The organism is Staphylococcus saprophyticus subsp. saprophyticus ATCC 15305 = NCTC 7292 (assembly GCF_000010125.1).
In the GTDB taxonomy this organism is placed as follows: domain Bacteria; phylum Bacillota; class Bacilli; order Staphylococcales; family Staphylococcaceae; genus Staphylococcus; species Staphylococcus saprophyticus.
Genome location: NC_007350.1, coordinates 80,408 through 106,914 on the forward strand (window position 1 = coordinate 80,408; position 26,507 = coordinate 106,914).

The 26,507-nt window shown below is 30.4% G+C and carries 22 protein-coding genes and 1 pseudogene; 14 read left to right on the forward strand and 9 right to left on the reverse strand.

Translation table 11 applies throughout. The features are described from left to right. Positions 1-22: 22 nt before the first annotated feature. Positions 23-1,243 carry an O-antigen ligase family protein gene (locus tag SSP_RS00350; protein WP_011302070.1) on the reverse strand — a complete coding sequence of 407 codons (1,221 nt, stop codon included), beginning with the start codon at positions 1,241-1,243 and terminating at the stop codon, positions 23-25. Between the two features lie 170 nt (positions 1,244-1,413). Between SSP_RS00350 and SSP_RS00360 the strand changes: the two genes are divergently transcribed. From SSP_RS00360 to SSP_RS00375, 5 genes are all read left to right on the forward strand, one after another. After that, entirely contained in the window at positions 1,414-1,971 is a 558-nt protein-coding gene (locus SSP_RS00360; RefSeq protein ID WP_011302071.1) for a sugar transferase, read from the forward strand. A 92-nt stretch (positions 1,972-2,063) separates the two neighbouring features. Next, complete coding sequence (locus tag SSP_RS12690) at positions 2,064-2,510, forward strand: NAD-dependent epimerase/dehydratase family protein (protein WP_077461014.1); 447 nt, start codon at positions 2,064-2,066, stop codon at positions 2,508-2,510. Positions 2,511-2,640: 130 nt separating this feature from the next. Then, on the forward strand, positions 2,641-2,844 hold the full coding sequence (locus tag SSP_RS12695) for a capsular polysaccharide synthesis protein (RefSeq protein ID WP_011302073.1): 204 nt from the start codon (positions 2,641-2,643) through the stop codon (positions 2,842-2,844). Positions 2,845-3,624: 780 nt separating this feature from the next. Beyond that, on the forward strand, positions 3,625-4,611 hold the full coding sequence (locus tag SSP_RS00370; protein WP_011302074.1) for an HNH endonuclease signature motif containing protein: 987 nt from the start codon (positions 3,625-3,627) through the stop codon (positions 4,609-4,611). 118 nt (positions 4,612-4,729) lie between these two features. Next, positions 4,730-7,954 carry a DEAD/DEAH box helicase gene (locus SSP_RS00375; RefSeq protein ID WP_011302075.1) on the forward strand — a complete coding sequence of 1,075 codons (3,225 nt, stop codon included), beginning with the start codon at positions 4,730-4,732 and terminating at the stop codon, positions 7,952-7,954. A 282-nt stretch (positions 7,955-8,236) separates the two neighbouring features. On the opposite strand, the gene SSP_RS13250 is transcribed toward SSP_RS00375, so the two are convergent. Further along, positions 8,237-8,539: a helix-turn-helix domain-containing protein gene (locus SSP_RS13250; RefSeq protein WP_142921408.1), complete on the reverse strand. Its 303-nt coding sequence runs from the start codon at positions 8,537-8,539 to the stop codon at positions 8,237-8,239. Positions 8,540-8,774: 235 nt separating this feature from the next. Here SSP_RS13250 and SSP_RS00385 point away from each other — a divergent pair, with 235 nt between their 5' ends. Next, a complete protein-coding gene (locus SSP_RS00385) occupies positions 8,775-9,194 on the forward strand; it encodes a TetR-like C-terminal domain-containing protein (RefSeq protein WP_231844705.1) in 420 nt (139 codons plus the stop codon). 256 nt (positions 9,195-9,450) lie between these two features. Here the strand turns inward: SSP_RS00385 and SSP_RS00390 are convergent, their stop codons facing one another. Both SSP_RS00390 and SSP_RS12905 read right to left on the reverse strand, forming a co-directional pair. Beyond that, on the reverse strand, positions 9,451-10,857 hold the full coding sequence (locus tag SSP_RS00390; RefSeq protein WP_011302077.1) for a glycosyltransferase family 2 protein: 1,407 nt from the start codon (positions 10,855-10,857) through the stop codon (positions 9,451-9,453). A gap of 412 nt (positions 10,858-11,269) precedes the next feature. Further along, positions 11,270-11,542 carry a hypothetical protein gene (locus tag SSP_RS12905; protein WP_174887872.1) on the reverse strand — a complete coding sequence of 91 codons (273 nt, stop codon included), beginning with the start codon at positions 11,540-11,542 and terminating at the stop codon, positions 11,270-11,272. A gap of 62 nt (positions 11,543-11,604) precedes the next feature. Here SSP_RS12905 and SSP_RS00395 point away from each other — a divergent pair, with 62 nt between their 5' ends. Both SSP_RS00395 and SSP_RS00400 read left to right on the forward strand, forming a co-directional pair. Further along, positions 11,605-11,841, forward strand: coding sequence for a 2-dehydropantoate 2-reductase N-terminal domain-containing protein (locus tag SSP_RS00395; protein WP_231844706.1), 237 nt, complete (start codon positions 11,605-11,607; stop codon positions 11,839-11,841). Between the two features lie 236 nt (positions 11,842-12,077). Then, complete coding sequence (locus SSP_RS00400; protein ID WP_011302079.1) at positions 12,078-12,809, forward strand: class I SAM-dependent methyltransferase; 732 nt, start codon at positions 12,078-12,080, stop codon at positions 12,807-12,809. A 326-nt stretch (positions 12,810-13,135) separates the two neighbouring features. Here SSP_RS00400 and SSP_RS00405 read toward each other — a convergent pair whose 3' ends face one another. From SSP_RS00405 to lqo, 4 genes are all read right to left on the reverse strand, one after another. Next, positions 13,136-13,813, reverse strand: coding sequence for a hypothetical protein (locus SSP_RS00405; protein ID WP_226956102.1), 678 nt, complete (start codon positions 13,811-13,813; stop codon positions 13,136-13,138). Positions 13,814-13,910: 97 nt separating this feature from the next. After that, on the reverse strand, positions 13,911-15,059 hold the full coding sequence (locus SSP_RS00410; protein WP_011302081.1) for an ATP-grasp domain-containing protein: 1,149 nt from the start codon (positions 15,057-15,059) through the stop codon (positions 13,911-13,913). Positions 15,060-15,337: 278 nt separating this feature from the next. Continuing rightward, positions 15,338-15,439 (reverse strand): SE2200 family small protein, encoded by a 102-nt coding sequence (locus tag SSP_RS12705; RefSeq protein WP_019468545.1) that lies wholly within the window; start codon positions 15,437-15,439, stop codon positions 15,338-15,340. A 39-nt stretch (positions 15,440-15,478) separates the two neighbouring features. Next, positions 15,479-16,975 carry an L-lactate dehydrogenase (quinone) gene (gene lqo / locus SSP_RS00415; RefSeq protein WP_011302082.1) on the reverse strand — a complete coding sequence of 499 codons (1,497 nt, stop codon included), beginning with the start codon at positions 16,973-16,975 and terminating at the stop codon, positions 15,479-15,481. A 764-nt stretch (positions 16,976-17,739) separates the two neighbouring features. Here lqo and alsS point away from each other — a divergent pair. Genes alsS through SSP_RS00430 form a run of 3 tightly spaced genes read left to right on the forward strand, consistent with a single transcriptional unit; the run spans position 17,740 to position 21,789 of the window. Further along, positions 17,740-19,404 (forward strand): acetolactate synthase AlsS, encoded by a 1,665-nt coding sequence (gene alsS, locus SSP_RS00420; RefSeq protein WP_011302083.1) that lies wholly within the window; start codon positions 17,740-17,742, stop codon positions 19,402-19,404. Between the two features lie 58 nt (positions 19,405-19,462). Further along, positions 19,463-20,167, forward strand: a complete 705-nt coding sequence (gene budA, locus SSP_RS00425) for an acetolactate decarboxylase (protein ID WP_011302084.1) — start codon at positions 19,463-19,465, stop codon at positions 20,165-20,167. 17 nt (positions 20,168-20,184) lie between these two features. Next, the gene (locus tag SSP_RS00430; protein ID WP_011302085.1) at positions 20,185-21,789 is read left to right on the forward strand and encodes an L-lactate permease; all 1,605 of its coding nucleotides are present in this window, start codon (positions 20,185-20,187) and stop codon (positions 21,787-21,789) included. A gap of 367 nt (positions 21,790-22,156) precedes the next feature. Here the strand turns inward: SSP_RS00430 and SSP_RS00435 are convergent, their stop codons facing one another. Continuing rightward, on the reverse strand, positions 22,157-23,047 hold the full coding sequence (locus SSP_RS00435; protein WP_226956111.1) for a LysR family transcriptional regulator: 891 nt from the start codon (positions 23,045-23,047) through the stop codon (positions 22,157-22,159). A gap of 201 nt (positions 23,048-23,248) precedes the next feature. Between SSP_RS00435 and SSP_RS00440 the strand changes: the two are divergent. The 3 genes and pseudogenes from SSP_RS00440 to SSP_RS00450 all read left to right on the forward strand — a co-directional run bounded on the left by SSP_RS00440 (position 23,249) and on the right by SSP_RS00450 (position 26,427). Then, a pseudogene (locus SSP_RS00440) lies at positions 23,249-24,429 on the forward strand (MFS transporter). A gap of 267 nt (positions 24,430-24,696) precedes the next feature. Next, complete coding sequence (locus tag SSP_RS00445) at positions 24,697-25,746, forward strand: ABC transporter permease (protein ID WP_011302089.1); 1,050 nt, start codon at positions 24,697-24,699, stop codon at positions 25,744-25,746. A gap of 18 nt (positions 25,747-25,764) precedes the next feature. Continuing rightward, positions 25,765-26,427, forward strand: coding sequence for an ABC transporter ATP-binding protein (locus SSP_RS00450; RefSeq protein ID WP_011302090.1), 663 nt, complete (start codon positions 25,765-25,767; stop codon positions 26,425-26,427). Positions 26,428-26,507: the final 80 nt, after the last annotated feature.

A 26,507-nucleotide genomic window follows, 5' to 3' on the forward strand; every position in this document is an offset into this window, starting at 1 on the left:
ATTGAATTAGATTATTATTATATTAATTTTTATTTATTGATAAATTATGTCTATATATATTTGAAAATGCTATCATAAAACCTAAAGAAGCAAATAATATTTTATTGCCTATTATATCACCTGATATATTAGCATTTAATAAAGTATAAATAAATATAAGTAAAATCTTCCAATATAGTAGTTTGTTTTGTTTATCTTTTTGAAAATTCAAGTGCAAATTATACAATGAATAAATTAATATTATTGAAAAGATTAATATACCGATGATACCTAGTTCAGCTGCAATTTCTAGAAAGATATTATGAGGATAATCATTTGCCATCCCGTAATACTTTGAAAAACTATCAATTCCTTTTCCATATATTGGACTATCTTTAAACATATCGAAAGCTATTTTAAAACGATCAATTCTTCCACTTGCTGAGGCGCCACCTCCTGATTGGGTAGTTAGGAAAAGCAAGCGAGTCTTAAAAGTTTCGAAAATCGCTAAATTTGATTTGAAAAAGATTAAAACAACTGTAATTAAAAATACAATAAATGAAGGTAAAAGCTTGTTATATTTTAATGTTTTATTATTCAAATTCACTTGGAATAATAAAAATATTAAAATAGTGATTATTAAAAATAACAAGGGTGCTCTACCGCCTGATACTATTAGGATCAATAATAGAAATAAGGTTGTCATTGAAGTGAATATTTTATTAGTAATACTTTGTTTGATTAATAAAATATTTGCTAATAATATGAGAATACTTATACCTAATAGTCTACCTAATGCTAAATAATCAGAACCGAATACATTCAGTTGAGTATGAATAGTATTATTGAAATATTCCTTAAGACCAAAAATTGAAGATATTAATGCTAAAATTATGATTCCTTTAAAAACTTTATTAAAGGAATTATTAGATTTTATTATCAAAAAAGAACCAATAAATGCCCATCCAGATGTTAGTGAAAAATGAAGTGATTTTGTTAAAGAATCAGCCGAAGGACTATAAAAATAACTTATAAAAATATAAACTATAAAAAATATAAATATTATTATGGAAACAAGTGATTGTTTATAAAGATATCCATCTTTTATTGTGTCATATAAAGTTATCGAAATTGAAGCAAATAATAAAGCAATAGTTATATCTATAGCACCACTAAAAGGCACCACTGATTTATAAAAGCCCGCGTATAAAAAAAGTACAAATAAAATTTCTTTACTGAATATTAATTTCGTATATGTTTTCATGGTTTAATTCCTACCTATATGTTAATTAAGTACAATATAACTATATCACATTTGATAAATGAATAATGTATTTTGTTAAAGTTTATGAATTTTTATAAAATGAATTATTATTTTATATTTATGATGGTTAGTTGTTAATTATCTAGAAAAATTAAAAGGAGAGTAAGTGTATGAAAAGAGTTTTTGATTTGTTTACTTCCATAGTAGTTTTAGGATTTTTATCGCCATTCCTATTTTTAGTTTCTATAGCTATTAAATTAGAATCTAAAGGTCCAATTGTTTTTAAACAAAAACGACCTGGTATAAATAATAAAATTTTTAATATTTATAAATTTAGATCTATGAAAGTTGAAACACCAGATGTGGCAACTGATAAAATTGATGCTAATATATACATTACTAAATCAGGACGTTTTATTAGAAAAACTTCAATTGATGAATTACCTCAATTATTTAATGTTATTAAAGGTGATATGTCTGTAGTTGGTCCTAGACCAGCTTTATATAATCAATATGATTTGATTGCTAAAAGAACGAATGAAAGTGTGCATACGGTAAAACCTGGACTAACGGGCTTAGCACAAGTAATGGGTAGAGATGATATTACAGATGATCAAAAAGTTCAATATGATAAATATTACGTTGAAAACCAAACTTTCATTTTAGATATGTTTATTATATACAAAACGATTAGAAACACGATAACATCCGAAGGTGTGAAACATTAATGGGAAAAACAATTTTAATCACTGGTAAGAATGGATATATTAGAAATCGTTTAAATGATTGTTTAAAGGTACAAGGTCATGTTGTTGACTAAATTAATGTTAGAGGAAATCAGTGGAAAGAATTAGATTTTAGTAAATATAACGTCATTATACATTTAGCCGCAATTGTACATAATAATAACCCAAATGCTACTATGGTAAATTATATGAATGTAAATTACTATCTAACAAAAGAAATAGCTGAAAAAGCTAAAAGCGAAGGCGTAAATCAGTTTATATTCTTTAGTATTATGTCAGTATTTGGTCTTGATGGCGAAGTAGGTAAACAAGTTATTATAAGTAAAAAAACTTTAACTAAACCAAAAACTTCATATGGACTATCAAAAATACGTGCAGAAGAAATGTTAGATGAAATTCAATCAAATGAATTTAAGGTAGCTCTTTTAAGATCATCAATGATTTATGGTGAATCAGCACCAGGTAATTTTAGTAAGTTGATTAAACTATCTAAACATTTCACCTCTATATCCTCGAATTGATAATCAAAGAAGTAGTATATATATTGAAAATCTTGAGATTTATATTAATGAACTTATTGAGAATGAAAGTTCAGGTATATTTAATCCACAAAATAATGATTACTTAAATACTAATCATGCAATTTTTAAAATGAGAGAATTGCAAAATAAAAAAAGTATTAGTATTAAATTACCGAACAAGCTATTAAAATTATTTGGTAAATTATCGATCTTCAATAAATTATATGGAAACTTAGTATATTCAAAGGATATAGATGAAGTGAATTATAATGATGATTTTATTACAGAAACGGAAGCGTATATTAAAACTTTGAAACATAAATCTAGGTTTTAAAAATGAAAAGTAGATTTTACATTGAAGCACTTTGTAACTTTTCTATAATAAAAGGTTATTTTTCTTAATCATGCATTCTGTCTATTTTATGAATTTATGGAAGCTCAATAATAAAAATCAACGTATGCACAAGGATATGTTGATTTTTTATTATTGTTTTATTGTTTTATTGTTTATTTAGAATTATAATTTATTTCTATATAATTATAATTAATTATATAGAATATATATTGATTCATATCTTTCAAATAGGGTTATTTCTCTTATATTCTATGCATATATACTTCAATATGGTGATGTTGAAGTGAATTAATCTTGTTATTGGAAAAACACAAAATACTTAAGACATTATCGCTATCAAAGTCATAAGAGGTTTTGTTGCTACTGTATCAACATAAGGTAATGTAAGACAATAATATGATTTAATATTTATTTAGCTTTCTGACATTTCATGCTAAAATATTTTAGCAATATCACTGGTAGGGGGAAGCGTATCACAAATAATTTAGCTGAAGTTTTTACCATGTTTAAAAAGATATAGTAGTAGATTTATCAGTTCAAAAAACATGACTTAGTTGCTATTCAAGCGAATTTTATAATGATAAAATTGTTGAATCAGAGATAAAAATTGTACATTATTTATCTTAAAACTAAAGTTTTGAATGGAAATAACTATTGATTTTAGTTATTTCCATTTTTTTATATGAAAAAGGAAACTAATAATAATTTGACAATATGGTAATGTTACAGTAATAGATATAGATAAAGGTGGAAAATATTATGAGCGAATTATTAAAGAGAAAAGATTTAATGCAATTGTTGAAAATAAATGATGGCACCTTTCGAAATTGGAAGAAAGCCGGAATGCCAATAGTTAAAGCGCAGAATGAAGAGTTCTTTGATCTAGAACAAGTAAAGCGTTGGCATAAAAAGGTAACAGAAGGAATTGATAATCTCATAATTGATAAAAAGTATGACAATAATACGATTAGTGATGTATTCAAATGTTCGCAGCAGGGAGGAATGCGACGTTCTCATTTAACTAATACACTAGTCTTATTCTCGAACCATAAAAATGATGTTTATAGAGATCATACAGTAATAGATGATGAAGGAAATGAAACATTGCATTATACAGGTATGGGTCAAAAAGGTGATCAAGATATTGAGCATGGTCAAAATAAGACTTTAAACCATTCTGAAGATTTAAGTATTAAAGTATATCTGTTTGAATCATTTATTTCGGGCGAACATATATTTCGTGGAGAAGTGAGGTTGTATGATAAACCATATACTACAGAGCAAAATGATAGAATGGTTTGGGTCTTCCCGCTAACTTTTAATAACAGTGAATATTATATCCCAGGAAATATTTCGGATGAAAAGTATAGAGAACAGGCGAATCTAATAAATAAACTCAGTGACAATGATATCTATGAACGTGCTATAAAGGTGAAACAAGTGGGAAGAAAAGAAGCGGTTACTAAAGTATATGCCAGAAATATCCATGTGGCTGCACATGTTAAAAATAGGTCTAATGGCTATTGTGATTTATGTAATAAACCAGCTCCGTTTAAGGATCGAAATGGGAGAGCATATCTTGAATGTCATCATGTAGATTGGCTAGCCAACGGTGGGAAAGATAGCATCGATAATGCTGTTGCTTTAGACCCTAATTGTCACAGGAAAATGCATGAATTAGATTTAAAATCTGATGTGAAATTTCTGAAAGATAGACTAAATTATTATCAAAGTAAGAATTTATAGAAATTTTAATTGTTTGATTAACTTAATAGAATATTATTAATATTTATAGTCATTATGAATTTTTTCAGAATATTGCTAAAATAAGGTGATGAACTTAATTAAATAAGGGTGAGATAAAATGGCGAATTTAGTTAATGATACTTTATCAGCATGGTTACTTGTAGAATCTTTACAACCTGGTGAAGTTAAATACGACAAGGGAAGCACTTTACCTAAAAGTAATTTTCAAAATAATGAACAACAAAAGCAATTACAAAGCTTTGATGATTATTATGATATATGGAATGACGAACGATATACAATTGCAGAGCAATCTCAAAAATACGGTAAAAGAATATTTCGTTTATATAGAAATTGCTTTTACTATAAAGAAATTGATAAAGAAATTCAAAATATTTTTAACGATAACACAGAAGTTTTCAACCCAAATGAAAAGCGTTGTTATGGCTATACATTCCAAACTGATGAAAATGGAAAAGTAATAACAGACAGTCTACATATTCCCATGATTATGAGTGCACTTAAAGAAATCAGAAATAATAAGAGCGCAAATATAGAACAAATATTTAATGACTCTAAACGTAAATTTCAACAAAGATTTAACGAAATTATTGCAGATGAGCCTATTAACAAAGATAAACTTAAGCGATTGGATGCAACATATCGTGACTTTTTTGCTGTACTTATTTCTGAAACAAATGGCATATTCAAACATTATTTTGTGATTGAATATGTTAAAAATAGTGAATCTCCAGACCCTAATTTTAATAGTTTCTTTATTGGTGATATAGAAAGAGCTCGTAAAGACCCTAATCAAACTTTGAAAGCTTATATTGAAGGTATAAATGGTGAAAAGCGTATTGAAGTAGATGAGAATAAAGAAATATTCGATGAGTTTTTACACCCGGCAAACTTACCAGACGGTCGTTGGCCATCTCAAATTGAACATAAATTATATTTAATGCAACAATTAGCTGTAAACCAAATAACAAGTAGTAAAGAACATATTAGTACAGTAAATGGCCCTCCAGGAACAGGGAAAACGACTTTATTAAAGGATATCTTTGCACACTTGGTTGTTGAGCGTGCTAAAGCCTTTGCAGCTTTGGATGAACCACGAGATGCATTTGAAAATTTTAAAATACATGAAACAGATACTTCTCCTATTAAAGTGTTAAAAGAGGAATTTTCTAAATTTAAAATGGTAGTTGCATCAAGTAATAATGGTGCTGTAGAAAACATATCTAAAGATTTACCAAAAATGGAAGAAGTAGCTCGCGATCATGAAGGTAAAGTGTTTCCAGATTATGAACTATCTTATAATAAAGCGATCGATGAATTGAAAAGCTTTAGCACGATTGCATCTCGATTAATAGGAGAGCCAGCGTGGGGATTATTTTCAGGTGTGTTTGGAAAAGGTGACAATATTAATAAAGTAATGAATCAAATTTTTAATAATGGTTCAAATAATAGTGATTCAAAATTTGACGATCCGCACGCTTCATTTGTGAAGTTGTTGCAAAATGAAAAAAATAGTCTTAGTTATAAACAACTTATGAAAAAATGGAGAGATTGTACGAAAGATTTTGGTAAAGAACTCAAAAAAGTGAAAGAATTAAAAGAACTATCAGTTGAAGCATATAATAAATACAAAGAAAATGAAAAATTATTAAATAAAGAAAAAGAATTAGAATCAGAAATAGAAATGTTGAAAGAAAGTTTAAATCAAAACCGTAATGATTTATCAAGCAAAAACAGTGAATTAGAGGATGTAAAAAATAATTTTCAATATATAGAGCAACAAATTGAAACAATTGATGAAATGATTCAAACATATAACCCCAATAATATATTTAAGAAAATGAAGTCTTGGTTAAACCAAACTACTACTAATAATCTAGATAAGTGTAAAGAAGATAAAATAAAATTATTAGAAGAAAAAAAGTCTTACCATACGAAAATAAATGATTTACAAAAATGTATAAAAGAGATAAGTAATAATAATAAAGATTTTGAGCAAAAGATAAAGAATAACGAAGAAAAAATAAATGAGTGTAATATTAAATTGACAGAGTATAATCAATATAAAAGTGATTCTAATGTGACATTTCCTGATTCTGATTTTTGGAACAAAAATAAATATGAAAAACGTCAGGTAGAAAACCTGTGGAATTCTAATGAATTACAATATCATCGTGGATTATTATTTTTAAAAGCAATGGAACTCCAAAAACTGATATTAATTGCCAATAATGGTCCAGTTTATTATGCTATGCAAGACTTTAAAGCTCGTAATTCATATCTTGATTCAGCGCCGATTCGAGTGACTAATGCATGGAATGTGATGCATCTTATTTTTCCTGTAGTGAGTACAACATTTGCAAGTTTTGCATCAATGTATAGAGGTTTGCCTAAAGATTTTATTGATTACTTGTTTATAGATGAAGCCGGACAAGCCCTACCACAAGCAGCAGTCGGTGCATTATATCGTTCTAAGAGAGTGATTGCAGTTGGAGATCCTATTCAAATAGAGCCAGTAGTAACAATGGAAGATAATTTAATAGCTAATATTAGAAAAGGCTATAATATTCATGAACGCTTACTTTCAAAAGAATCTTCTGTTCAAACCGTAGCTGACTTTGCAAATAAATATGGATATTGGAAAACCCAGACGGATGATGATGCTAAAAAACACTGGATTGGAATTCCATTATGGGTACATAGAAGATGTTTAAAGCCAATGTTTACTATCGCCAATCAAATTGCCTATGATAATAAAATGGTCTTACCTAAAACTATTACCGATATAGGTAAAACTGGATGGTATGATGTTAAAGGTAATTCTGTACAGAGGCAATTCGTAAAAGAACAAGGGGATAAAGTCATAGCACTACTTAAAAACGATTGGAAACAAAGTATAGAAAATGGAGAGAATGAACCAAGCGTTTATGTCATTTCACCATTTACTGAAGTAAAAAAACAAATTCAATTATTAGCAAGAAGAGAATTGATTCAAACTGTAAGCGATGATACTAAAAAAGTAAGTGACTGGATCAAAAATTCAATTGGAACTGTACATACATTCCAGGGTAAAGAAGCAAAGAAAGTTTATTTTGTAATAGGTACTGACAATAATCAAGATGGTGCAGTCAATTGGTCATGTGCAAAACCAAATTTATTAAACGTTGCTGTAACAAGAGCTAAAAAAGAATTTTATATTATTGGTGATAAAGAGCGTATTAAATCTAAACCATACTACAGCGTTATTAACTTAGAATCTAATATAGAATATCTCGACGAAGCAATAGAAGGTGGTCGAGATACAAATAAAAAGTTCAATTAGTTAAATCTAATATTTTTATATAGTTGAATATAAGTCATAACAATAAAAAACACTTTCGTTGAATTCAAATGATATGCACTCCCTAAAGTCGGACTAAAATTCCAACTTTAAGGGGTGCAATTTTTATGTTTTTTTACTTCGGGTTTTTCGTGCTTTCTAAAGCGTGATATTAAAATATATAAGTGTGAAAAGATATTAATATTGTATGGGTACGGTATGCTAACATTGAGCGTTTTTTCAATCGTACTTATTTGGTGATAAACAAAATTTTATCTTTTTCTTCTATATTTTGGGTATACTATCTGATTTTTCAATATCTAAAAATATAGTATCCATACTTTGCATTAATGCACTTCTGATATCAGATTCTTCTCCAGAAATTACCAAGGTACGATCTTTGCGAATCAGTTTTAGGTTAAATGGCTGGATCGTTTCTATAATCATTTTTTCATCTACGGATAACATACTTTCACTAATATAGAATTTATTAATAATTTGGTACACAGTCGTTGGTTTTGGGGAGCTTATTAATAGATCTTTTAAAATTTCATTTATTAAACGATAAAAACTTTTAGAAGAGAGCAATAATAAATCAGTAAATTCAGTTGCTTTGGTATATCCATAGTTGTTTAGTAAAAAAATTTTTAATCTTATTAATTATTACATAATATGCTAAACCAAACATCTTTGGTTAGAATAAAATAGTTATATTATCTATTAATCGGCAGTATAAATATTAAAATTAATACATGAGTTATTGACATTTATAGAATAGTATGATTAGCGGAGATCACAAGAAGTACATTTTATAGATATTATGATGATAAATATAATTTTGCTATCAGAGATAGAAGAGATTTTGACGCATTTATACGAAGAACGTCAAAAGATAGATCAACAATTTGCGAAAGAAGATATGTTGAATGTTGAAGTATTTCAACAATTGTTTGAAGTATTAGAGCCATATTCAGAAACAATACGACTTTTATTAGGGCATAATGGAGACTCAAGTTTTGAAATGAAAATAAAGAATGAAATAGGCAAAAGGTTTATCAATTTAGGTGAGCTTCATCATGTATCCAAAGTACGTGAAGATTTAGTGAAAGAATATTTGTATGTTATTTTAATTAAAACATTTCAGTATTGGTCCGCTAATAAAGATAGCATTGACGTAAGAGAAGTGGCATCGACGATGAGAGATATTCAATTAAAAGGTATCAGAAAGACAATTGGGTTGTAAATTCAAGGAAAAGCAAATAGTAGAAAAGAGGGAAATAATATGAAAATTCAAATCTTGTTATTTGATCATATTATAAATAAAGGCGAATCCTAGTGGGTTCGCCTTTTTGCATCTATAAGTATTTTATTTGTTACTGGCTATGTGTTATGACATCGCTTCAACTACAGGTTATAACTGTCGTTTTTAAATTTTACTGATTGATTTATTTTGATAGTTAGGACGTATCATTAAATCTATAATAAGGAGGATAAAAGTATCATTTCTTAATATAACCGAGATTTCCGTTAACAGTCTCATAAAAATCGAATTGCATACCTGATTTAATAGCAGCTCCATTTAAATCTTTATCAAGTACTGTCAGTGCTAATTTACCTTTTGAAAGTTCATTTGCTTTGAATTGAACTGTGTATTCTCCAGTTTTGAAAAGATGTTTTTTAATCTCTAGAACTGTATAGTTGGTTGGATCTTTTCTATTTTTTATTTCAAGATATTTTAATTCTGAGTTTTTAGAGTAGAGTTTTAAAAATATGTTTTCATCTTTTTTGATTATTTTTTGCAATATGATATGCATTCTTTTTTTATATTTATTTTCTTTATAGACGTAATAGTATTTATCGTTTGAAAGGTAAAGTGGCTTCTCGTCTTTCTTTAAATAAAAGTTAACAAAGTCTATAATCTCTTCTTTGTCACCATTTTTAATGAGCGTTAAGGCATGTTGATTCAATGTGTCATCTGCATAGTCCAAAGAATTAAAATCATTATCTATCGTATTTAAAATATCTTGAAAGACAGGAAGTAATGTATCAATTTCTTTAATGAATCCTTTTTTATAAAATTTACCTTCTAAAATATCTTTGTTTATAATTCGGTATAATAAGTTAGCAAAAATTTTATTGTTTTTGTATTTTTTTGTTAAGTAACGGTAGGCTTCATTTTGCCATTTTATACGATTAAGCACGGTAGATGCTTCAGATTTTACTAAAGAAATATTTTCGTCATAACGATTAGCACAATAAACAACGTCTTGTGTGGTACTGATATTTTTAGTGTTAAAAAACACTTCAGCGAAAAATTGTAAATCTTCTCCAAATATCATTTCTGGGAAACGAATATTATTTTTTTTGATAACACTAGATTTCATCATCCTACCAGCAGGCGCTAAATGATAAAATGATTTTCTAAAATTTTTCAAACCAATTTTATTATATGCAATTTTAGATAAGGCAACACCACTACGTGCAATACGATCACTATATACATATTTTGTAAGACCTGTAGCATAGTCAGTTTTATTTGATTTTAAAAGCGTATATAAATTTTCCAAGGCATCTGAAGGTAACCAATCATCGCCATCTACAAACATAATGTATTTACCTTTGCTTAAATCGATTGATAGATTACGAGGTTTGGCAGGTGTTCCTGAATTTTCATCTAATTGAACAAATTGATAATTAGAAAAACTTTCAATCTTTTTAGATATAATATCAAGCGTATTATCTGTGGAACAATCATCTACAATGATTAATTCAAAATCATTTTTATTCATTGTCTGTGCCAATATATTATTTAACGTATTTTCAATAAACTTCTCTTTATTGTATGTACTTATAAGTATACTTACTTTAAATTTATTTGTTACTTTATTACTTTTTATAACTTTCATTTCATATCCCTTTCTATGTTCATAAGATTTATAATTTGATGAAATTTTGTAATTAGCCTCTAGTTGTGTAAATATAAATAGTTGCTTTTTGTGTTTTGTGACAACAATTAACTTTTGTTATTTATTATACGATTAAAACCAGTAATTATGGAATAGTTTTTAAAAGTTGTATAAATTGTGCAATTTTTTTTGGGGGTGATTTTAAAAAGTAGCTTGTGAATAGTAGTTATTTTTATAGTAGTGGGGGCATAGCGCAACTTAATGTATTTTTCAGTAAATACGTCTTTTATGCGGTTTTCGTTCTCCTACAAAGTCAAAATATAGCTTCCTTGACGTGTGGTGTCAAGGAAGCTATATTGCTTTTCGCTATATTAATAGTGAAATGAATTTGATTAGATGGAAAACAGTAAATTTATGATGATGGTTTACTTCTGAAATATTGAGTGAGATTATTTTTAAGTTTTGGTTTTCTAGGGACAGGTACGATATAGTTTCCATTTGGAATTTTAATAAGTAAATGAATAACTAGTACAGATAAACCGACGATAATGATGTATGAAAGACCATATAACAGTATGCTATCTCTATTATCAAAAATTGAAATTTTTAATACAAGCCATTTTACTAAAGGATGTACTAAGTATATCCCCATAGAGTAATTACCAATTAAAGTTAATGTTTTCATAAGTAATTTATTTTTTCTAATTAAAAAATAAAAATAAATCAAAAGAAAATACTGTTACAATGTTGGCACGAGGGAAAACTTTAGAACAATTGAATCAAAAAGGACTAAAACTTAAACATTTATTACAAAGAAAGACGACAATTGAATATATACCAACGATCAACACACTTTCAGAACAGGATATATATGACGTGATTTTTGTAACGATGAAGTATTCAGATTTTTATAATGTGGTTCCAACATTAGCTGAAAATAAAAGTCAAAATATTATCTTTGTTGGAAATAACATGTGCCATTAATAATGATATAAAGTGGTAAACATATTTATATAAACTTTTGTTCACTTAATCTGTCCCCTTACTGTTATTTGTGTAAAAAGTTAACGCTAACGTATTTATTCAATATTATATACATGTGCTATTTAGTATAGCAATATATTTTTCAAGTAAAAATAAAGAAAATTTTTAAAGTTTTAGATTCACGGTATTTTTTAATAATAAAAATAATGATATATCAGAGATTAGGAGGATGAAATATGCAAAAGAGAAATGATTTTATAGTTAAATTATTAGAAAAAGCATCGATCCAAAACGGAATGCGCGTACTGGACGTAGGTTGCGCTACGGGCGAGGTTACTCAAATTGTTGCAAATAAAGTTGGTGACCAAGGTGAAGTAATTGGTGTGGATATGAACCAAGATATGCTTCATATGGCTGAAGAAAATAATCAATTTGAGAATGTAAAATATATTAAAGGTGATATTTATAATTTGCCTAAAGACATTGGCAAGTTTGATGCAATTGTGGGTAGAAGAGTTTTGATGTATTTACCAGGTGCATATGAAGCTTTAAATGTATTGAAAGGTCATTTGAAACCTAATGGCATATTCTGTTTTCAAGAAAGTGATGCTATTAATGGCGGTGTAGGCGCAGATAATTTACCAATGCATCAAAAAGCGATTCAACTAGTATGGAAAACTGTAGAAAGTGAAGGTGGCGATATTCATATTGGCCAAAAACTTTATATATTATTTCAAAAAGTAGGCGTAGTGCCTGTAGAATTTATCTCAGAAGCAGTGATTCAAACCTCAGACGATAATGATTTGAAGTGGCTTATAGATATCATGGCTACCAGAATGAAAGAACGTCAGGTAGTTAAATCATCTTTTTCTATTGAACAATTTTTAAATGATCTAACAAATGAATCTGAAAAGCATCACAGTGCTTTTATAAGAGATATGGCATTTGGCATTTGCGGTAAAATTTAATGAATCAGCACTTTAAATGATAAATAATAGGAAAAGTTTCTAAGAAAAATTAATAGCAACAGTGAATATATTTGAAAAGTCTTTACAATAGATGAATGATAATAAGGAGCGGATCATTCACTGTAACTATAGACTTATACAAGCGTTAGGTAAGTATACGGTTTGTCTGAAGTTAGACTGAACGTAGGATAATGTACAATAAAAAAGCTAATTTCATACAAGGTGAAATTAGCATGTAAGTTATCATTCCATAAAGTTGATCAAACAATTTTTCGACATTAATTTCTTGTTGCGAGTAAGATACAATGTTATAAATATCTTTCTTTTCAATTAGGTGATTTTTCATGCGATGAAATCCTTTCATGATGTCCAATTTTAAGCAAAAAGAGTAATACAATTAATAAAATAAATGATGGTAACCAAACAAAGTTTAAATTTAATATGCTTAAATAAATACATAGCGCGAGAATAGGGAGACCTAAAGCATTTCCCAGGGAATAAATGTGTTTTACAGTATGGCTCGCATAGGTTGTAACAATCATTTTTCTGAAAATAATTCTAGCACCACCAAAAGTTAAACCGAATAGTAACATTAAAACTAATTTAAATAAGAGTATATCTTCTAATACATACCATGAGATAGTGATTACAATACTGAGGATGAATAATAAATGCATCCACTTACTTGAAATAAATTTACTAAATAGTACACCAATGATAGCCATGCCTATACCTAAAACACTGTCTAATAGCGCGACTTCATGAACTTCACCGCCTTTATAAGTTGTAAGCGTAGGTAGCATAAAGTTAATTGTTCCCAATATTGGCCACATCAGCATGCTCATAAAATAATGTATTAATTTTACAGATGACTTGGGTGGAGATGATTCGTTTATAGAGGTAAGATGCATCATCTTATTTCTACTTCTAATTGCTAAGCAAAGAATTAGGTAGGCTAAACAGATAAAACGGTATAATGCAGTGATTATTAAATAATTAGTCATGATGCGCATCACTACAATCAAAAATTTTAGATGCCAGTTCATTGGCTTTATGAATATGTTTGAAAGTTTTTGTAGTCGATAATTCAGGCCAGCTAAACTACACAAGTCCTTCACGACTGCTCCAATTTTCAGGATCGGTTACATTGTCTCCAATACCCTTTAATAAATTTACTTTTTTTATTTCAGAATCATTGGCTATATCAGGATAGTTAATATTTTGTATCTTACCTTTTTTAGCTTTCATAAAAGCGATAGCAGACGTACGTTTTGGTGTGAATATATCTGCTGATTTAACTTTATTATTAATGTACATAGAAATATGGAGTTGATAAGGGTTCATATCATAAGCATTTTCAACTAAGTCCATTATAGCGTCACCACCAGGTCTAGCAGCAGCTTCTATGACATAGAGTTGGTCGCCTTTGATTTTTATTTCCACATGAGCAACGCCTCGCGTAATACCTAAAGTCTGACACGTGCGGATTGCAAGGTTTTTAATATCTTCATTTTTATATCTGTGACTTGGGACTAAATGACCCATTTCAGTAAACCATGGTCTGGGAGATAAATATTTTTCGGTAACTGTAATGACCTCATAAAAATGATGACCACACAACACTTCAACTGAAACTTCGTCATGACTATCAATAAATGTTTCAATCAGAAATTTATTTTTAGATACATGAAAGGTATCAGCATAAGTCTCCATAATTTGTTTCGATTTTCTATAGGCATCCATGCATTCTTTTTCGTTATTTGCTAAGTAAACCCCATCACTGCCTCCAAAATCCATTGGTTTTATAATTACTGGGAAAGTAAATTCTTTGATACATTCTTTCAATTCTGTTGCATCATTAAATTGTATCGACTTTGCTGTAGGAATGTTTGCTTTTTCAAATAAGGATTTCATGATGTGCTTGTTTCTGCAAGCTTTAATAACCTTTGGTTCAAGGTAAGGCAAACCGTAGTCTCGATTTAATTGATTAGCTACTTCTAATGTCCAATCATTTAAGGGGACGATGCTTTTTGGTTCGTACCCCTGAATTTGATAATATGCTATCTCTTTCTTTATCTCTTCATAGCTTAAAGGATTGGCATCAATGCAAAAATCAAAATACGCATTGTACTTATATTTTGCATTTTGAATTGCTGTCCATATTTGAAAATCACCGATTGCTTTGCCACCAGCGTAAGCATGTTCTCTTAAAAACTGATCTGCACCTAATAACAATAGATATTCTGTCATATGAGCTTCCTAATTTTTATGAAATGATTAATATATAAAAATAATACTATATAAAATTATATTTGGAATATAGTTGGAATGAATTTTGGGAAATATGAATTTTATTAATTTGAGTATTTTGAATTGGTTTGAGAGAAGTGTAATGAAATTCGAAGCATGATTAAGAAGATTGGAAATATAAAAAAAGACTAATTCGCTCAAGCGAATTAGTCTTTTTACAATTAAGAGTGGGGGTCGTTCTAAACTCTCAATTGAAGCCCTACAATTGTTAGTTGTTTTTAATATTCGATATTCGGTGCTTTATTCACGTGTTTTTGATAACGTTTTAAAGCGCAAAAACCGATAGCGCCGATTACTGAAACTACTAATAGTTTTTTCATTTTTTTCACAATCCTTTAAAATTATTATGCATTAAACTACTATTTACTATAATAGTTTAGGTTTAAGCTTTTAGAAGTTTGTTGACGTGTACGTCTCATTAAATCAGGATCTTCAATTAATGATTGACCATAAGATGGAATCATTTTTTTGATTTTTGGTGTCCATTCTGATTTATATTCAGGGAAGTTTTTCTCTAATACTTCTAATGCAACTGATACTGAAGTAGAAGCCCCTGGAGATTCACCTAATAATGCAATTACAGTATGATCTTCAGAATTAACCACTTCTGTACCGAATTGGATAAAGCCTTTACCGTTTTCAGGTGTATCTTTGATTACTTGAACACGTTTACCAGCATTGTATAATTGCCAGTCTTCGTCACGTGCTTCTGGGTAGAATGTACGAAGATGGTTCATAGTACCTTCTTTAGTCATCAAGATTTGATCAATTGAATATTTAATTAATGGTAAGTTTTTAACTGCTGATGCTAATAAAGTTGTGATGTTATATGGTTTAACAGATTTAAATAAATCTAAATTAGAACCTTGTTTAAGGAATTTAGGTCCAATACTAGCGAATGGTCCAAATAGTAATGTACGTTCACCATCAATATAACGTGTATCTAAGTGAGGTACAGTCATTGGTGGTGTACCTTGAGGTTCTTTACCGTATACTTTAGCATCATGTGCTTGTATAACATCTGGATTTGTACAGATTAAGAATTGACCAGTGATTGGGAATCCACCTAAGTGTTTACTTTCAGGAATTCCTGTTTTTTGTAATAGTGGAATTGCGCCACCACCTGCACCAATAAATACATAATCAGCTAGTTGTGTTTTTACACTACCACTGTTACGTTGACGTACTTTAACTTCCCATTTACCGTCTTTACGTTGGTTAAAGTCCATTACTTCGTGGTTGTATTGAACATCTACATTAGGTTGTTTTTCTAAGTTTTTGGCCATTTTACGAGTAAGTTCACCAAAGTTTACGTCAGAACCTTCATCAATTTTACTAGCTGCCATAATGTCACCTGCACTATGACCTTGCATCATTAATGGAATCCATTTTCTCATTTCTTCAATATCTTCTGTATATTCGATATTGTCGAACATTGGGAATTCTTTCATAGCTTCATAACGATCTTTTAAAAATTGAACGTTATTTTTACCTCTTACAAAACTAATGTGTGGTAACGGACGAATAAATTCTTCAGGGTTACTGATTGTTTTGTTTTGAACTAAATGACTCCAAAATTGTTTTGATAATTCAAATTGTTCATTGATTTCTTTCGCTTGCTCAATGTTAATTGAACCATCTGGTTGTCTAACTGTATAATTCAATTCACATAAAGCAGCGTGTCCTGTACCAGCGTTATGACGCTCGTGAGAACTTTCATCACCTGGACGATCTAAACGCTCGTATAATTTAATATCCCATTCTGGTGCTAATTCTTTAATCATTGTACCGAATGTAGTACTTAATACCCCAGCGCCGATTATTACAACGCTTTTTGACTCTTTGTTAGTAGCCATTATCTAATCACCTTTCCTTATCTCAACTTGCAACTATAGTATAATACTAAATCACCTATCATTAAAATACATATTTTTTATAGGTGCCATTCTAATATGGAATCTTTTTTATTTCTACTATTAAAACATAGAGAGAAATAAATTTTTTAAATATCTTTTTTGTTATCCAATTGATGTATAACTTCATTTAAACAGAAAATTTACAAACATTCCATAATATAGCATTGATAATTAAATATAGAAAAATTATAGTTCTATGTAATTTTACCCCGATCAATCTTCAACAAACACGACTATCAAAATATTTGTACATTTATTTATTCACGCACGTGCGTATGTACACGTGCGTACATATTAAAGTAGGAAAGTTTAATTTTCTAATATCAACATTGAGCAACTGGAAAGATAACAGCTATTTTAAAAACTTCCTATATAATAGTTATCCATATACACGCAAATTATCCAACTTTCACATGTTCTAACCATTACTTTTTTCTATGGGTTAGATAGATAATATGTATTTTATATATATGTTGCAGCGTTTTATAATAAGTATGTAATCAATTTACAGCGCAAATCATTCGTTATGACATGCCATGGTATAGGACTAAATGTGAACGGCGCTAATTTAGAGTATTAAATATGAATTTTTCATAATAATGTAATGAGATTAAATTTTTAATACATTGTTAAGTGAATAATTTAAATTGCTTGCAATGATTAATGATTTTTTGCATTAAATGTTGAAAGGAAATGAATGTAAAATGGCTGACAAAAATTATACAGCAGCAAATATGGTAATAAATACTTTGAAAAATAATGGTGTGGAATATGTATTCGGTATCCCAGGTGCTAAAATCGATTATTTATTCAATGCACTTGAAGATGATGGCCCAGAACTTATTGTAACGCGTCATGAGCAAAACGCGGCAATGATGGCACAAGGTATTGGACGCTTAACAGGTAAACCAGGTGTTGCCTTAGTAACAAGTGGCCCAGGGGTAAGTAATTTAACGACTGGACTTTTAACAGCGACATCAGAAGGAGACCCTGTATTAGCATTAGGTGGCCAAGTTAAACGTAACGATTTATTACGTCTAACACACCAAAGTATTGATAATGCAGCATTATTAAAATCTTCAACAAAATATAGTGAAGAAGTTCAAGATCCAGAGTCATTATCAGAAGTTATGACAAATGCGATGAGAACTGCAACTTCAGGTAAAAATGGCGCAAGTTTCATAAGCATACCGCAAGATGTTATTTCTGCACCGGTTGAATCACAAGCGATTGCACTTTGCCAAAAACCTAGCTTAGGTGTGCCAAGTGAACAAAATGTTAATGAAGTAATTGAAGCGATTAAAAACGCGAAATTCCCTGTATTATTAGCAGGTATGAGAAGTTCAAGTTCAGACGAAACGAATGCAATCCGTAAATTAGTTGAAAAAACAAATTTACCAGTTGTAGAAACATTCCAAGGTGCGGGTGTGATTAGTCGTGAACTAGAATCCCATTTCTTTGGTCGTGTTGGTTTATTCCGTAACCAAGTCGGTGACGAATTATTAAGAAAAAGTGACCTCGTTGTTACGATTGGTTATGATCCAATTGAATATGAAGCGAGCAATTGGAATAAAGAATTAGATACTAAAATTATTAATATAGATGAAATTCAAGCGGAAATTACAAATCATATGCAACCAGCAAAAGAATTGGTTGGTAATATTGCTGGCACAATCGAACTTATTTCTGACAAAGTCGATGAACCTTTTATCAGTCAAAAACATTTAGACGAATTAGAAACTTTAAGAGCGCATATACTTGAATCAACTGGTATCAAACCAACACATGAAGATGGCGTGTTACACCCAGTTGAAGTCATTAAGTCAATGCAAAAAGTATTATCAGATGATACAACAGTAACTGTAGACGTAGGTAGTCACTATATTTGGATGGCACGTAAATTTAGAAGTTACAATCCAAGACACTTGCTATTCAGTAATGGTATGCAAACGTTAGGTGTTGCGTTACCATGGGCTATTTCAGCTGCTTTAGTACGTCCTAATACACAAGTTGTATCCGTTGCTGGTGATGGTGGTTTCTTATTCTCAGCACAAGACTTAGAAACTGCTGTACGTAAAAATCTTAATATCATTCAATTAATTTGGAATGACGGTAAATATAACATGGTTGAATTCCAAGAAGAAATGAAATATGAACGTAGTTCAGGCGTAGACTTTGGTTCAGTAGACTTCGTTAAATATGCTGAATCATTTGGCGCTAAAGGCTTACGTGTAACAAATCAAGAAGAATTAGAAGCGGCAATTAAAGAGGGATACGAAACTGAAGGACCAGTATTAATTGATATCCCAGTGAATTACAAAGATAATGTCAAACTTTCAACAAATATGTTACCTGACGCTTTTAACTAATATCGAATCAAACGGCGAAAATGATTAATTATTTATCAAAATAGGAGTGAATAAAGTTATGACTAACGTACTATATCAACACGGCACACTAGGTACATTGATGGCAGGCCTTTTACAAGGTACTGCTTCAATCAATAATTTATTAGAACATGGAGACATTGGTATTGCGACTTTAACAGGTTCAGATGGTGAAGTGATTATCGTTGATGGTAAAGCTTATCATGCCAATGAACATAAAGAATTTGTAGAATTGAAAGGTGACGAATTATCACCATATGCAACCGTATCAAGATTTACACCTGATAAAACGTATAGCACGAGCAATAAATCTTCAGCAGAAGTTTATGATGAAGTTAAAGAAAAAATGTTAAGTGAAAATTTATTCTCTGCTGTTAAAATTTCAGGAACATTTAAAAAAATGCATGTACGTATGATGCCAGGACAAGAACCACCATATACAAGATTGATTAACTCAGCGAATAGACAACCTGAACAAATTGAAGAAAATATCAAAGGTTCTATTGTAGGCTTCTTTACACCAGAATTATTCCATGGTATTGGTTCAGCAGGTTTCCATGTTCATTTCGCTAATGATGACCGTAATTTTGGCGGACACGTATTGGATTTTGAAGTTTCAGATGTTACGGTAGAAATTCAAAACTTTGAAACATTTGAACAACATTTTGCAGTCGATGATGAAGCATTTACAAATACGGATATTGACTACAAAGATATTGCAAAAGAAATAAGACAAGCAGAATAAAGGAGTAGCGAGCAAATATGTTAGTTGAAAGTTTTAACCCTTTTAATAATCTGCTACTTTCAAGTATTGTAGCCGCAATACCAATTATATTATTTTTATTATGTTTGACTGTATTTAAAATGAAAGGTGTTTATGCAGCAATTACAACGTTAATCGTTACAATTATTGTTGCTATGGCTTTCTTTAAATTACCAGGAAGTATTGCAGGCGGCGCTACTTTAGAGGGCTTTTATCAAGGGATTATCCCAATAGGCTTTATTGTAATCATGGCAGTTTGGTTATATAAAATTGCTACAAAAAGCGGCCAATTTGCTATTGTTCAAGATAGTATCGCGAGTGTCTCACGAGACCAACGTGTTCAATTATTATTGATTGGCTTTGTATTTAATGGATTTTTAGAAGGTGCTGCAGGCTTTGGCGTACCTATTGCCATTTGTGCGGTACTATTAACACAATTAGGTTTTAAACCTTTGCAAGCTGCGATGTATTGTTTAGTAAGTAATGCAGCAGCAGGTGCTTATGGTGCGGTAGGTATACCGATTGCTATCGTGGATACTTTGAATTTGCCAGGTGGTGTAACAACATCTCAAGTAGCGTTAATTGGTAATTTAACGTTAGGCTTTATTAGTTTCGTTGTGCCATTTTTATTAATGTATATTATGGATGGCTTTAAAGGTGTGAAAGAAACTTTCCCAGCCACTTTAGTTGTGGCAGTTACTTTCACAGTTTTACAAGTGCTTATTGCAGCTTTTGCTGGACCAGAGTTGGCTGATATTATCCCTGGCCTTGTAGCAATGATTGCATTAGCATTGTTCTCAAAAAAATGGCAACCTAAAAATATTTTCAGAATTAATAAAGATGAAAAAGCAGATGCCGTGCCTAAACATTCTATTGGACACATCACTTATGCATGGAGCCCGTTTATCATTTTAACGATTGTTGTGATGATCTGGAGCTTACCAGCATTTAAAGGTTTATTTGAAAAAGGTGGTGCCCTAAGTGCACTTGTTGTGAACTTTAATGTGCCGGGTACGATGAATGCTGTGACTAATAAACCGAATGAACTGACATTCAATTTCTTTGCTCAAACAGGTACAGCGATTTTAATTACAGCGATCATTACAATTATTATTGCGAAAAATATGAGCTTTAAAACGGCTGGTCATTTACTGGGTCTCACAGTTAAAGAATTATGGATTTCAGTGTTAACCATTTGTTTCATTTTAGCAGTATCTAAAATTACAACATATGGTGGATTAAGTAATGCTATGGGACAAGGCATATCTAAAACAGGCGCTGCCTTCCCATTATTGTCACCACTACTTGGTTGGATTGGTGTATTTATGACGGGATCCGTCGTAAACAATAATTCATTGTTTGCGCCAATTCAAGCCTCTGTTGCTGAACAAATTGGTACAAAAGGTTCATTACTTGTTGCAGCTAATGTCGCTGGTGGTGTAACTGCTAAGATTGTATCACCACAATCTATAGCTATCGCTACAGCAGCAGTTAATAAAGTAGGTAAAGAATCAGAACTGATGAAAATGGCAATGCGTTTCAGTATCGGATTGTTAATTCTCGTTTGTATTTGGACATTTATTTGTAGTTTATTTATTTCATAAAATGAATTTGAAAAGACCGAAATTAAAGCATATCATGCTCGCTACTTAGCTATATGAGCATGTATGATAAGTTAAAAAGTTAGTGGAAATACCGCATAGATTATTTCCTGGAAAATATTTATTATAAAACCAATTAAAAAACACTAAAGTCGATGGCGTTTTGTCATACGACTTTAGTGTTTTTTGTGTTCCTCAAAGTTTTGCTGTATATAAAGTATTATTTATGCTAAAGATTCCCCAATCAATTCTATACACATTTTCAATTTTATTTGGACAAAAATGCTAACTGCGATACACCAACTCTAACTATAAAAATTGTGTTAGTTATCGCTTTTTAAAATTAAATATAGGTGTGGCTAGCAGTGGTTTAGTTAAATTGTTTAAGTGTTAAGTCAATGAATTGATCACTTGCTTTTGTTAAATTTTCTAATTTGTTATAACCAATCACTACTGTGTTTGTAAATGATTGATTTAATTCAACGTAAATGGCGTCACTATTATGTTCAGTAGAACTACTTGGTATAAATGTGAGGACGCCTGTAGAAATTGCAAGGCGATCGGCATTGTCTACGTTTGAAGTTTCTAAAATAATATTAGGGTAAATGTTGTATGTTTCTAGAACTTTATTGATGATCTGTTTAAGTCCGTATCTATCTTTTAGAATGATAAAGTGATCGTGAGATATGAGTGACATGATTTCATTGGAATTTAATTCATTTTGTTGGATTCTTTTATATAAATGGTGCTGAGGTGGCACAACTAAATATATCGGTTCCGTATAGATTTGAGTGTATTGAATATTTTTATTCCATAATGGTAGTGTATTTAGACATAAATCGACTTTACCCTCTAGTACTTGTTTTTCAATGTCTTGGGAATTACCTTCGATTAAGTTAATTTTAATATTAGGAAAAAGATTCATAAATTTAGGCAGAATTTTATGTAGTATATGGAACGCTAATGTAGGTGTAACACCTATGTTTAAAAAACCGGAATTCAAGTTTGAAATATTAGTGATTTTTCGCGTTACATCGTGATAAAGTCGCTCTTGTTCTTGTAGATATTTATAATAAAGTTGACCTTCGGGCGTAAAGGTAATGGAATGTTTTTTACGATTAAAAATAATGATGTTCCACTCAGTTTCAATATTTTTGATAAAACTACTGAGATAGGGCTGGGAAACATAGAGTTTATTGGCTGCCTTGGTTATTGTTCCTTCATTGATGATCGTTTCAATATATTTATAGTTACGGTTAATAAGGCTCCCTACTTAATGACATAAGTAATTACTTATATGTTATATATACTAAAAACTATTTTACATTTAGTCAATATGAGCAGACAATATATATGTTGCGTTTAATTCTTAAGGGGAAGGCACTGTAACTAGAAAGGAAGTCAATTTTTTATGGAAAATAGTACAATGTATATGGAATGAATTTGGACAAAAAATTTCACGATGAATTTTGTAGTTAACTTTTTGGTTAATTTGAATATGTATTTACTGATTGTTTTAATTGCAGGCTATGCGCAGTCTCAATTTAATGCCTCAGATAGTTCGGCTGGGCTGGTAGCAGGTTTATTTATAGTCGGATCACTGATGGGTAGATTTGTTATGGGGAAATATATCAATAGTTTAGGACCTAGAAAGGTACTCTTAATTGGAACTGTATTATTTACAATTACGAGTGTTTTTTATTTTGTAGAATCTTCATTATTATTTTTAATTATTGTTAGAATCATTAATGGATTTTCATTTGGGCTTTGTACAACTTCAACTGGATCAATAGCAGGGTATATAACACCGGAAACTAAAAAAGGTGAAGGTATCAGCTTTTTAGTTTGAGTATGGTGCTTGGTGTAGCCATTGGCCCATTTTTAGGTTTATTGTTAATGCAACAATATTCAATAGAAGTCATCTTTGGACTTAATCTTGTATTGAGTTTTATTTCATTGATTTTGGCAATATTTATGAAAGTACCTTTTGAAACAATTGCTAGAACAGCAGAGGATAAAGGGTTTAAGGTTTCAGATTTTATCGCGAAAGAAGCCATTCCAATTGCCATTATCGTATTTATAGCTGGTCTTTCTTATTCTTCTATTCTTAATTATATTAAAGTTTTTGCGCAAGAGAGAGACTTAATTACAGCTTCAAGTTATTTTTTCGTTGTCTATGCAATCGTCTCAATTTTTTCAAGACCAGTTTGTGGTAGATTAATGGATGCAAAAAATGAAAATATAGTTATATACACTAGTATTATATTTCAGGCTATCTGTTTCTTAGTTACTGCATTTTCACATTCAGCATGGATGTTATTAATTGGTGGTGCTTTATTAGGATTAGGTTATGGTAATATCACGTCTACATCTCAATCGGTATCTGTCGAAGTCGTACCAAAAGAAAAAATTGCGCGAGCAACCTCAACATTCTTTATCGGTTTAGATTTAGGCTTAGGATTTGGGCCCTATATACTAGGTTTGTTTACTAATCAGATCGGGTTAGGCAATATGTATATAGTAATGGCTGTATTATTAATTGTCACTTTCTTTATCTATCACTTCATACATGGTAGAAAAAGAGTGTGTCAAAAGCATAATCATGCCCCTCGTGAAATATTGAATCCATTTTCAAGAATTTGAATTATTTAATTAACATATGCCCCTTTCAATGATGGCACATATAAGTGCAAACTTGAGAGGGGATTTTTATATATTTTAAATGGTTACACATAATACAGCTGCTAACAAATTGATTAAAGCCTGAGCATCTATTTATGTTATACAAGCGCAATCAGTTTACGATATGTACAAAGCTGTAATTTTAGTTGTTTAGTTGGTAAACTGAATATACCGTAGTTGTTAATACAAATACATAAAAATTATAAGATAAATGAAAGGAGGTTGTTTATGTTTTTAGCATGGAATGAAATAAAGCGTAACAAATTGAAATTTAGTCTGATTATCGGTGTCTTAATTATGATTAGTTATTTGCTGTTCCTATTATCAGGTTTGGCAAGTGGTTTAATGAATATGAATAGAGAAGGTATTGATAAATGGCAAGCAGACGCTATCATTTTAAACAAAGATGCGAATCAAACGGTTGAACAATCAATGTTTGATAAAAAGGATGTTGCAGATACATATAAAAAACAAACAACGCTAAAGCAATCCGGTGTCATTGTATCTAATGGAGATAATGAAGAAAATGCATTGCTATTTGGCGTAACAGATGATTCTTTTCTCGTGCCGAATATGATTGATGGAAAGAAATTTAATGCTGATAATGAAGTCGTTGTTGATGAAACGTTAAAAGAAAAGGGATTCAAACTAGGTGATACATTATCGCTATCACAATCCGACGAAAAGTTAAAAATAGTTGGGTTTAGTGAAAGTGCTAAATATAATGCTTCTCCGGTACTTTTTTCAAATAACAAAACCATTGAAAATATTAATCCGTCATTAACTGAAGATAAGACGAATGCGGTTGTTGTAAAAGATAAAGATTGGCAGTCTAAAGATTTAAATCATAATTTAGAAGCGATTGGTATCGAAAGTTTCGTTAAAAACTTACCAGGTTATACAGCGCAAAACTTAACGTTAAACTTTATGATTTCATTTTTATTTATCATCTCTGCTACAGTTATTGGCATCTTTTTATATGTCATTACATTACAAAAAACGAATTTATTTGGTGTATTAAAAGCACAAGGCTTTTCAAATGGTTATTTAGCCAAAGTAGTGTTGTCGCAAACGTTTATCATTGCCTTGATTGGTACGGTCATTGGACTGGTATTGACCATAATTACAGGAGCGTTCTTGCCGAGTGCGGTACCGATTAAATTTAGCGCCACAACATTATTAATTTATGGGGTTGTCCTTATCGCTGTTTCATTAATAGGTAGTCTATTCTCCATATTAACGATAAGAAAAGTTGATCCACTGAAAGCGATAGGGTAAATGAGGAGTGTATAATAAATGCTAGAATTTAAAAATGTCACGAAATATTTCCAAGATGGAAACCAAAAAATAGAAGCTGTGAAACCTACCTCACTAAAATTTAATCAAACTGAACTCATTGCAATTATAGGACCTTCAGGATCTGGGAAAAGTACTTTCCTAACTATGGCGGGCGCACTTCAAACACCGACGTCTGGAGAGATTCTCATTAATGGTAAGGAAGTCTCCCAGATGTCTCAGAAAGCATTAGCAAACACGCGGATGCAGGAGATTGGCTTTATACTTCAAGCAACTAACTTGGTGCCTTTTTTAACGGTGAAACAGCAGTTTAAATTATTGGCTAAACAAAAGAAAGATGTATTAAGTCAAACTGAATATAAGCAGTTGATGTCACAACTCAATCTCGAAGCAATTGAAAATAAACTGCCGAGTGAAATTTCTGGTGGGCAAAAGCAGCGTGTAGCCATTGCTAAAGCGCTATATACACAACCTTCGATTATTTTAGCGGATGAACCAACGGCTTCGCTTGATACACAAAATGCGATGGAAGTCATGGAAATTTTAAAAGCACAAACATCAGAAAAAAATAAAACGTGTATTGTGGTTACACATGATGAACGACTTACATCCTATTGTGACAAGGTTTATCATATGGAAGATGGCGTGTTAACACATACTTAAATAACGGTTTAATATGGGTACGGTGATATTAAATTATTGTGAAAGTTAAAGTTATAATCTCTAAATAAGGGGATGAGCAT

Coding starts and splice junctions, on each gene's coding strand:
- SSP_RS00350 (WP_011302070.1), bottom strand. CDS start 1,243: ATGAAAACATATACGAAATTAATATTCAGTAAAGAAATTTTATTTGTA.
- SSP_RS00360 (WP_011302071.1), top strand. CDS start 1,414: ATGAAAAGAGTTTTTGATTTGTTTACTTCCATAGTAGTTTTAGGATTT.
- SSP_RS12695 (WP_011302073.1), top strand. CDS start 2,641: ATGAGAGAATTGCAAAATAAAAAAAGTATTAGTATTAAATTACCGAAC.
- SSP_RS00370 (WP_011302074.1), top strand. CDS start 3,625: ATGAGCGAATTATTAAAGAGAAAAGATTTAATGCAATTGTTGAAAATA.
- SSP_RS00375 (WP_011302075.1), top strand. CDS start 4,730: ATGGCGAATTTAGTTAATGATACTTTATCAGCATGGTTACTTGTAGAA.
- SSP_RS00385 (WP_231844705.1), top strand. CDS start 8,775: ATGATAAATATAATTTTGCTATCAGAGATAGAAGAGATTTTGACGCAT.
- SSP_RS00390 (WP_011302077.1), bottom strand. CDS start 10,857: ATGAAAGTTATAAAAAGTAATAAAGTAACAAATAAATTTAAAGTAAGT.
- SSP_RS12905 (WP_174887872.1), bottom strand. CDS start 11,542: ATGAAAACATTAACTTTAATTGGTAATTACTCTATGGGGATATACTTA.
- SSP_RS00400 (WP_011302079.1), top strand. CDS start 12,078: ATGCAAAAGAGAAATGATTTTATAGTTAAATTATTAGAAAAAGCATCG.
- SSP_RS00405 (WP_226956102.1), bottom strand. CDS start 13,813: ATGACTAATTATTTAATAATCACTGCATTATACCGTTTTATCTGTTTA.
- SSP_RS00410 (WP_011302081.1), bottom strand. CDS start 15,059: ATGACAGAATATCTATTGTTATTAGGTGCAGATCAGTTTTTAAGAGAA.
- SSP_RS12705 (WP_019468545.1), bottom strand. CDS start 15,439: ATGAAAAAACTATTAGTAGTTTCAGTAATCGGCGCTATCGGTTTTTGC.
- lqo (WP_011302082.1), bottom strand. CDS start 16,975: ATGGCTACTAACAAAGAGTCAAAAAGCGTTGTAATAATCGGCGCTGGG.
- alsS (WP_011302083.1), top strand. CDS start 17,740: ATGGCTGACAAAAATTATACAGCAGCAAATATGGTAATAAATACTTTG.
- budA (WP_011302084.1), top strand. CDS start 19,463: ATGACTAACGTACTATATCAACACGGCACACTAGGTACATTGATGGCA.
- SSP_RS00430 (WP_011302085.1), top strand. CDS start 20,185: ATGTTAGTTGAAAGTTTTAACCCTTTTAATAATCTGCTACTTTCAAGT.
- SSP_RS00445 (WP_011302089.1), top strand. CDS start 24,697: ATGTTTTTAGCATGGAATGAAATAAAGCGTAACAAATTGAAATTTAGT.
- SSP_RS00450 (WP_011302090.1), top strand. CDS start 25,765: ATGCTAGAATTTAAAAATGTCACGAAATATTTCCAAGATGGAAACCAA.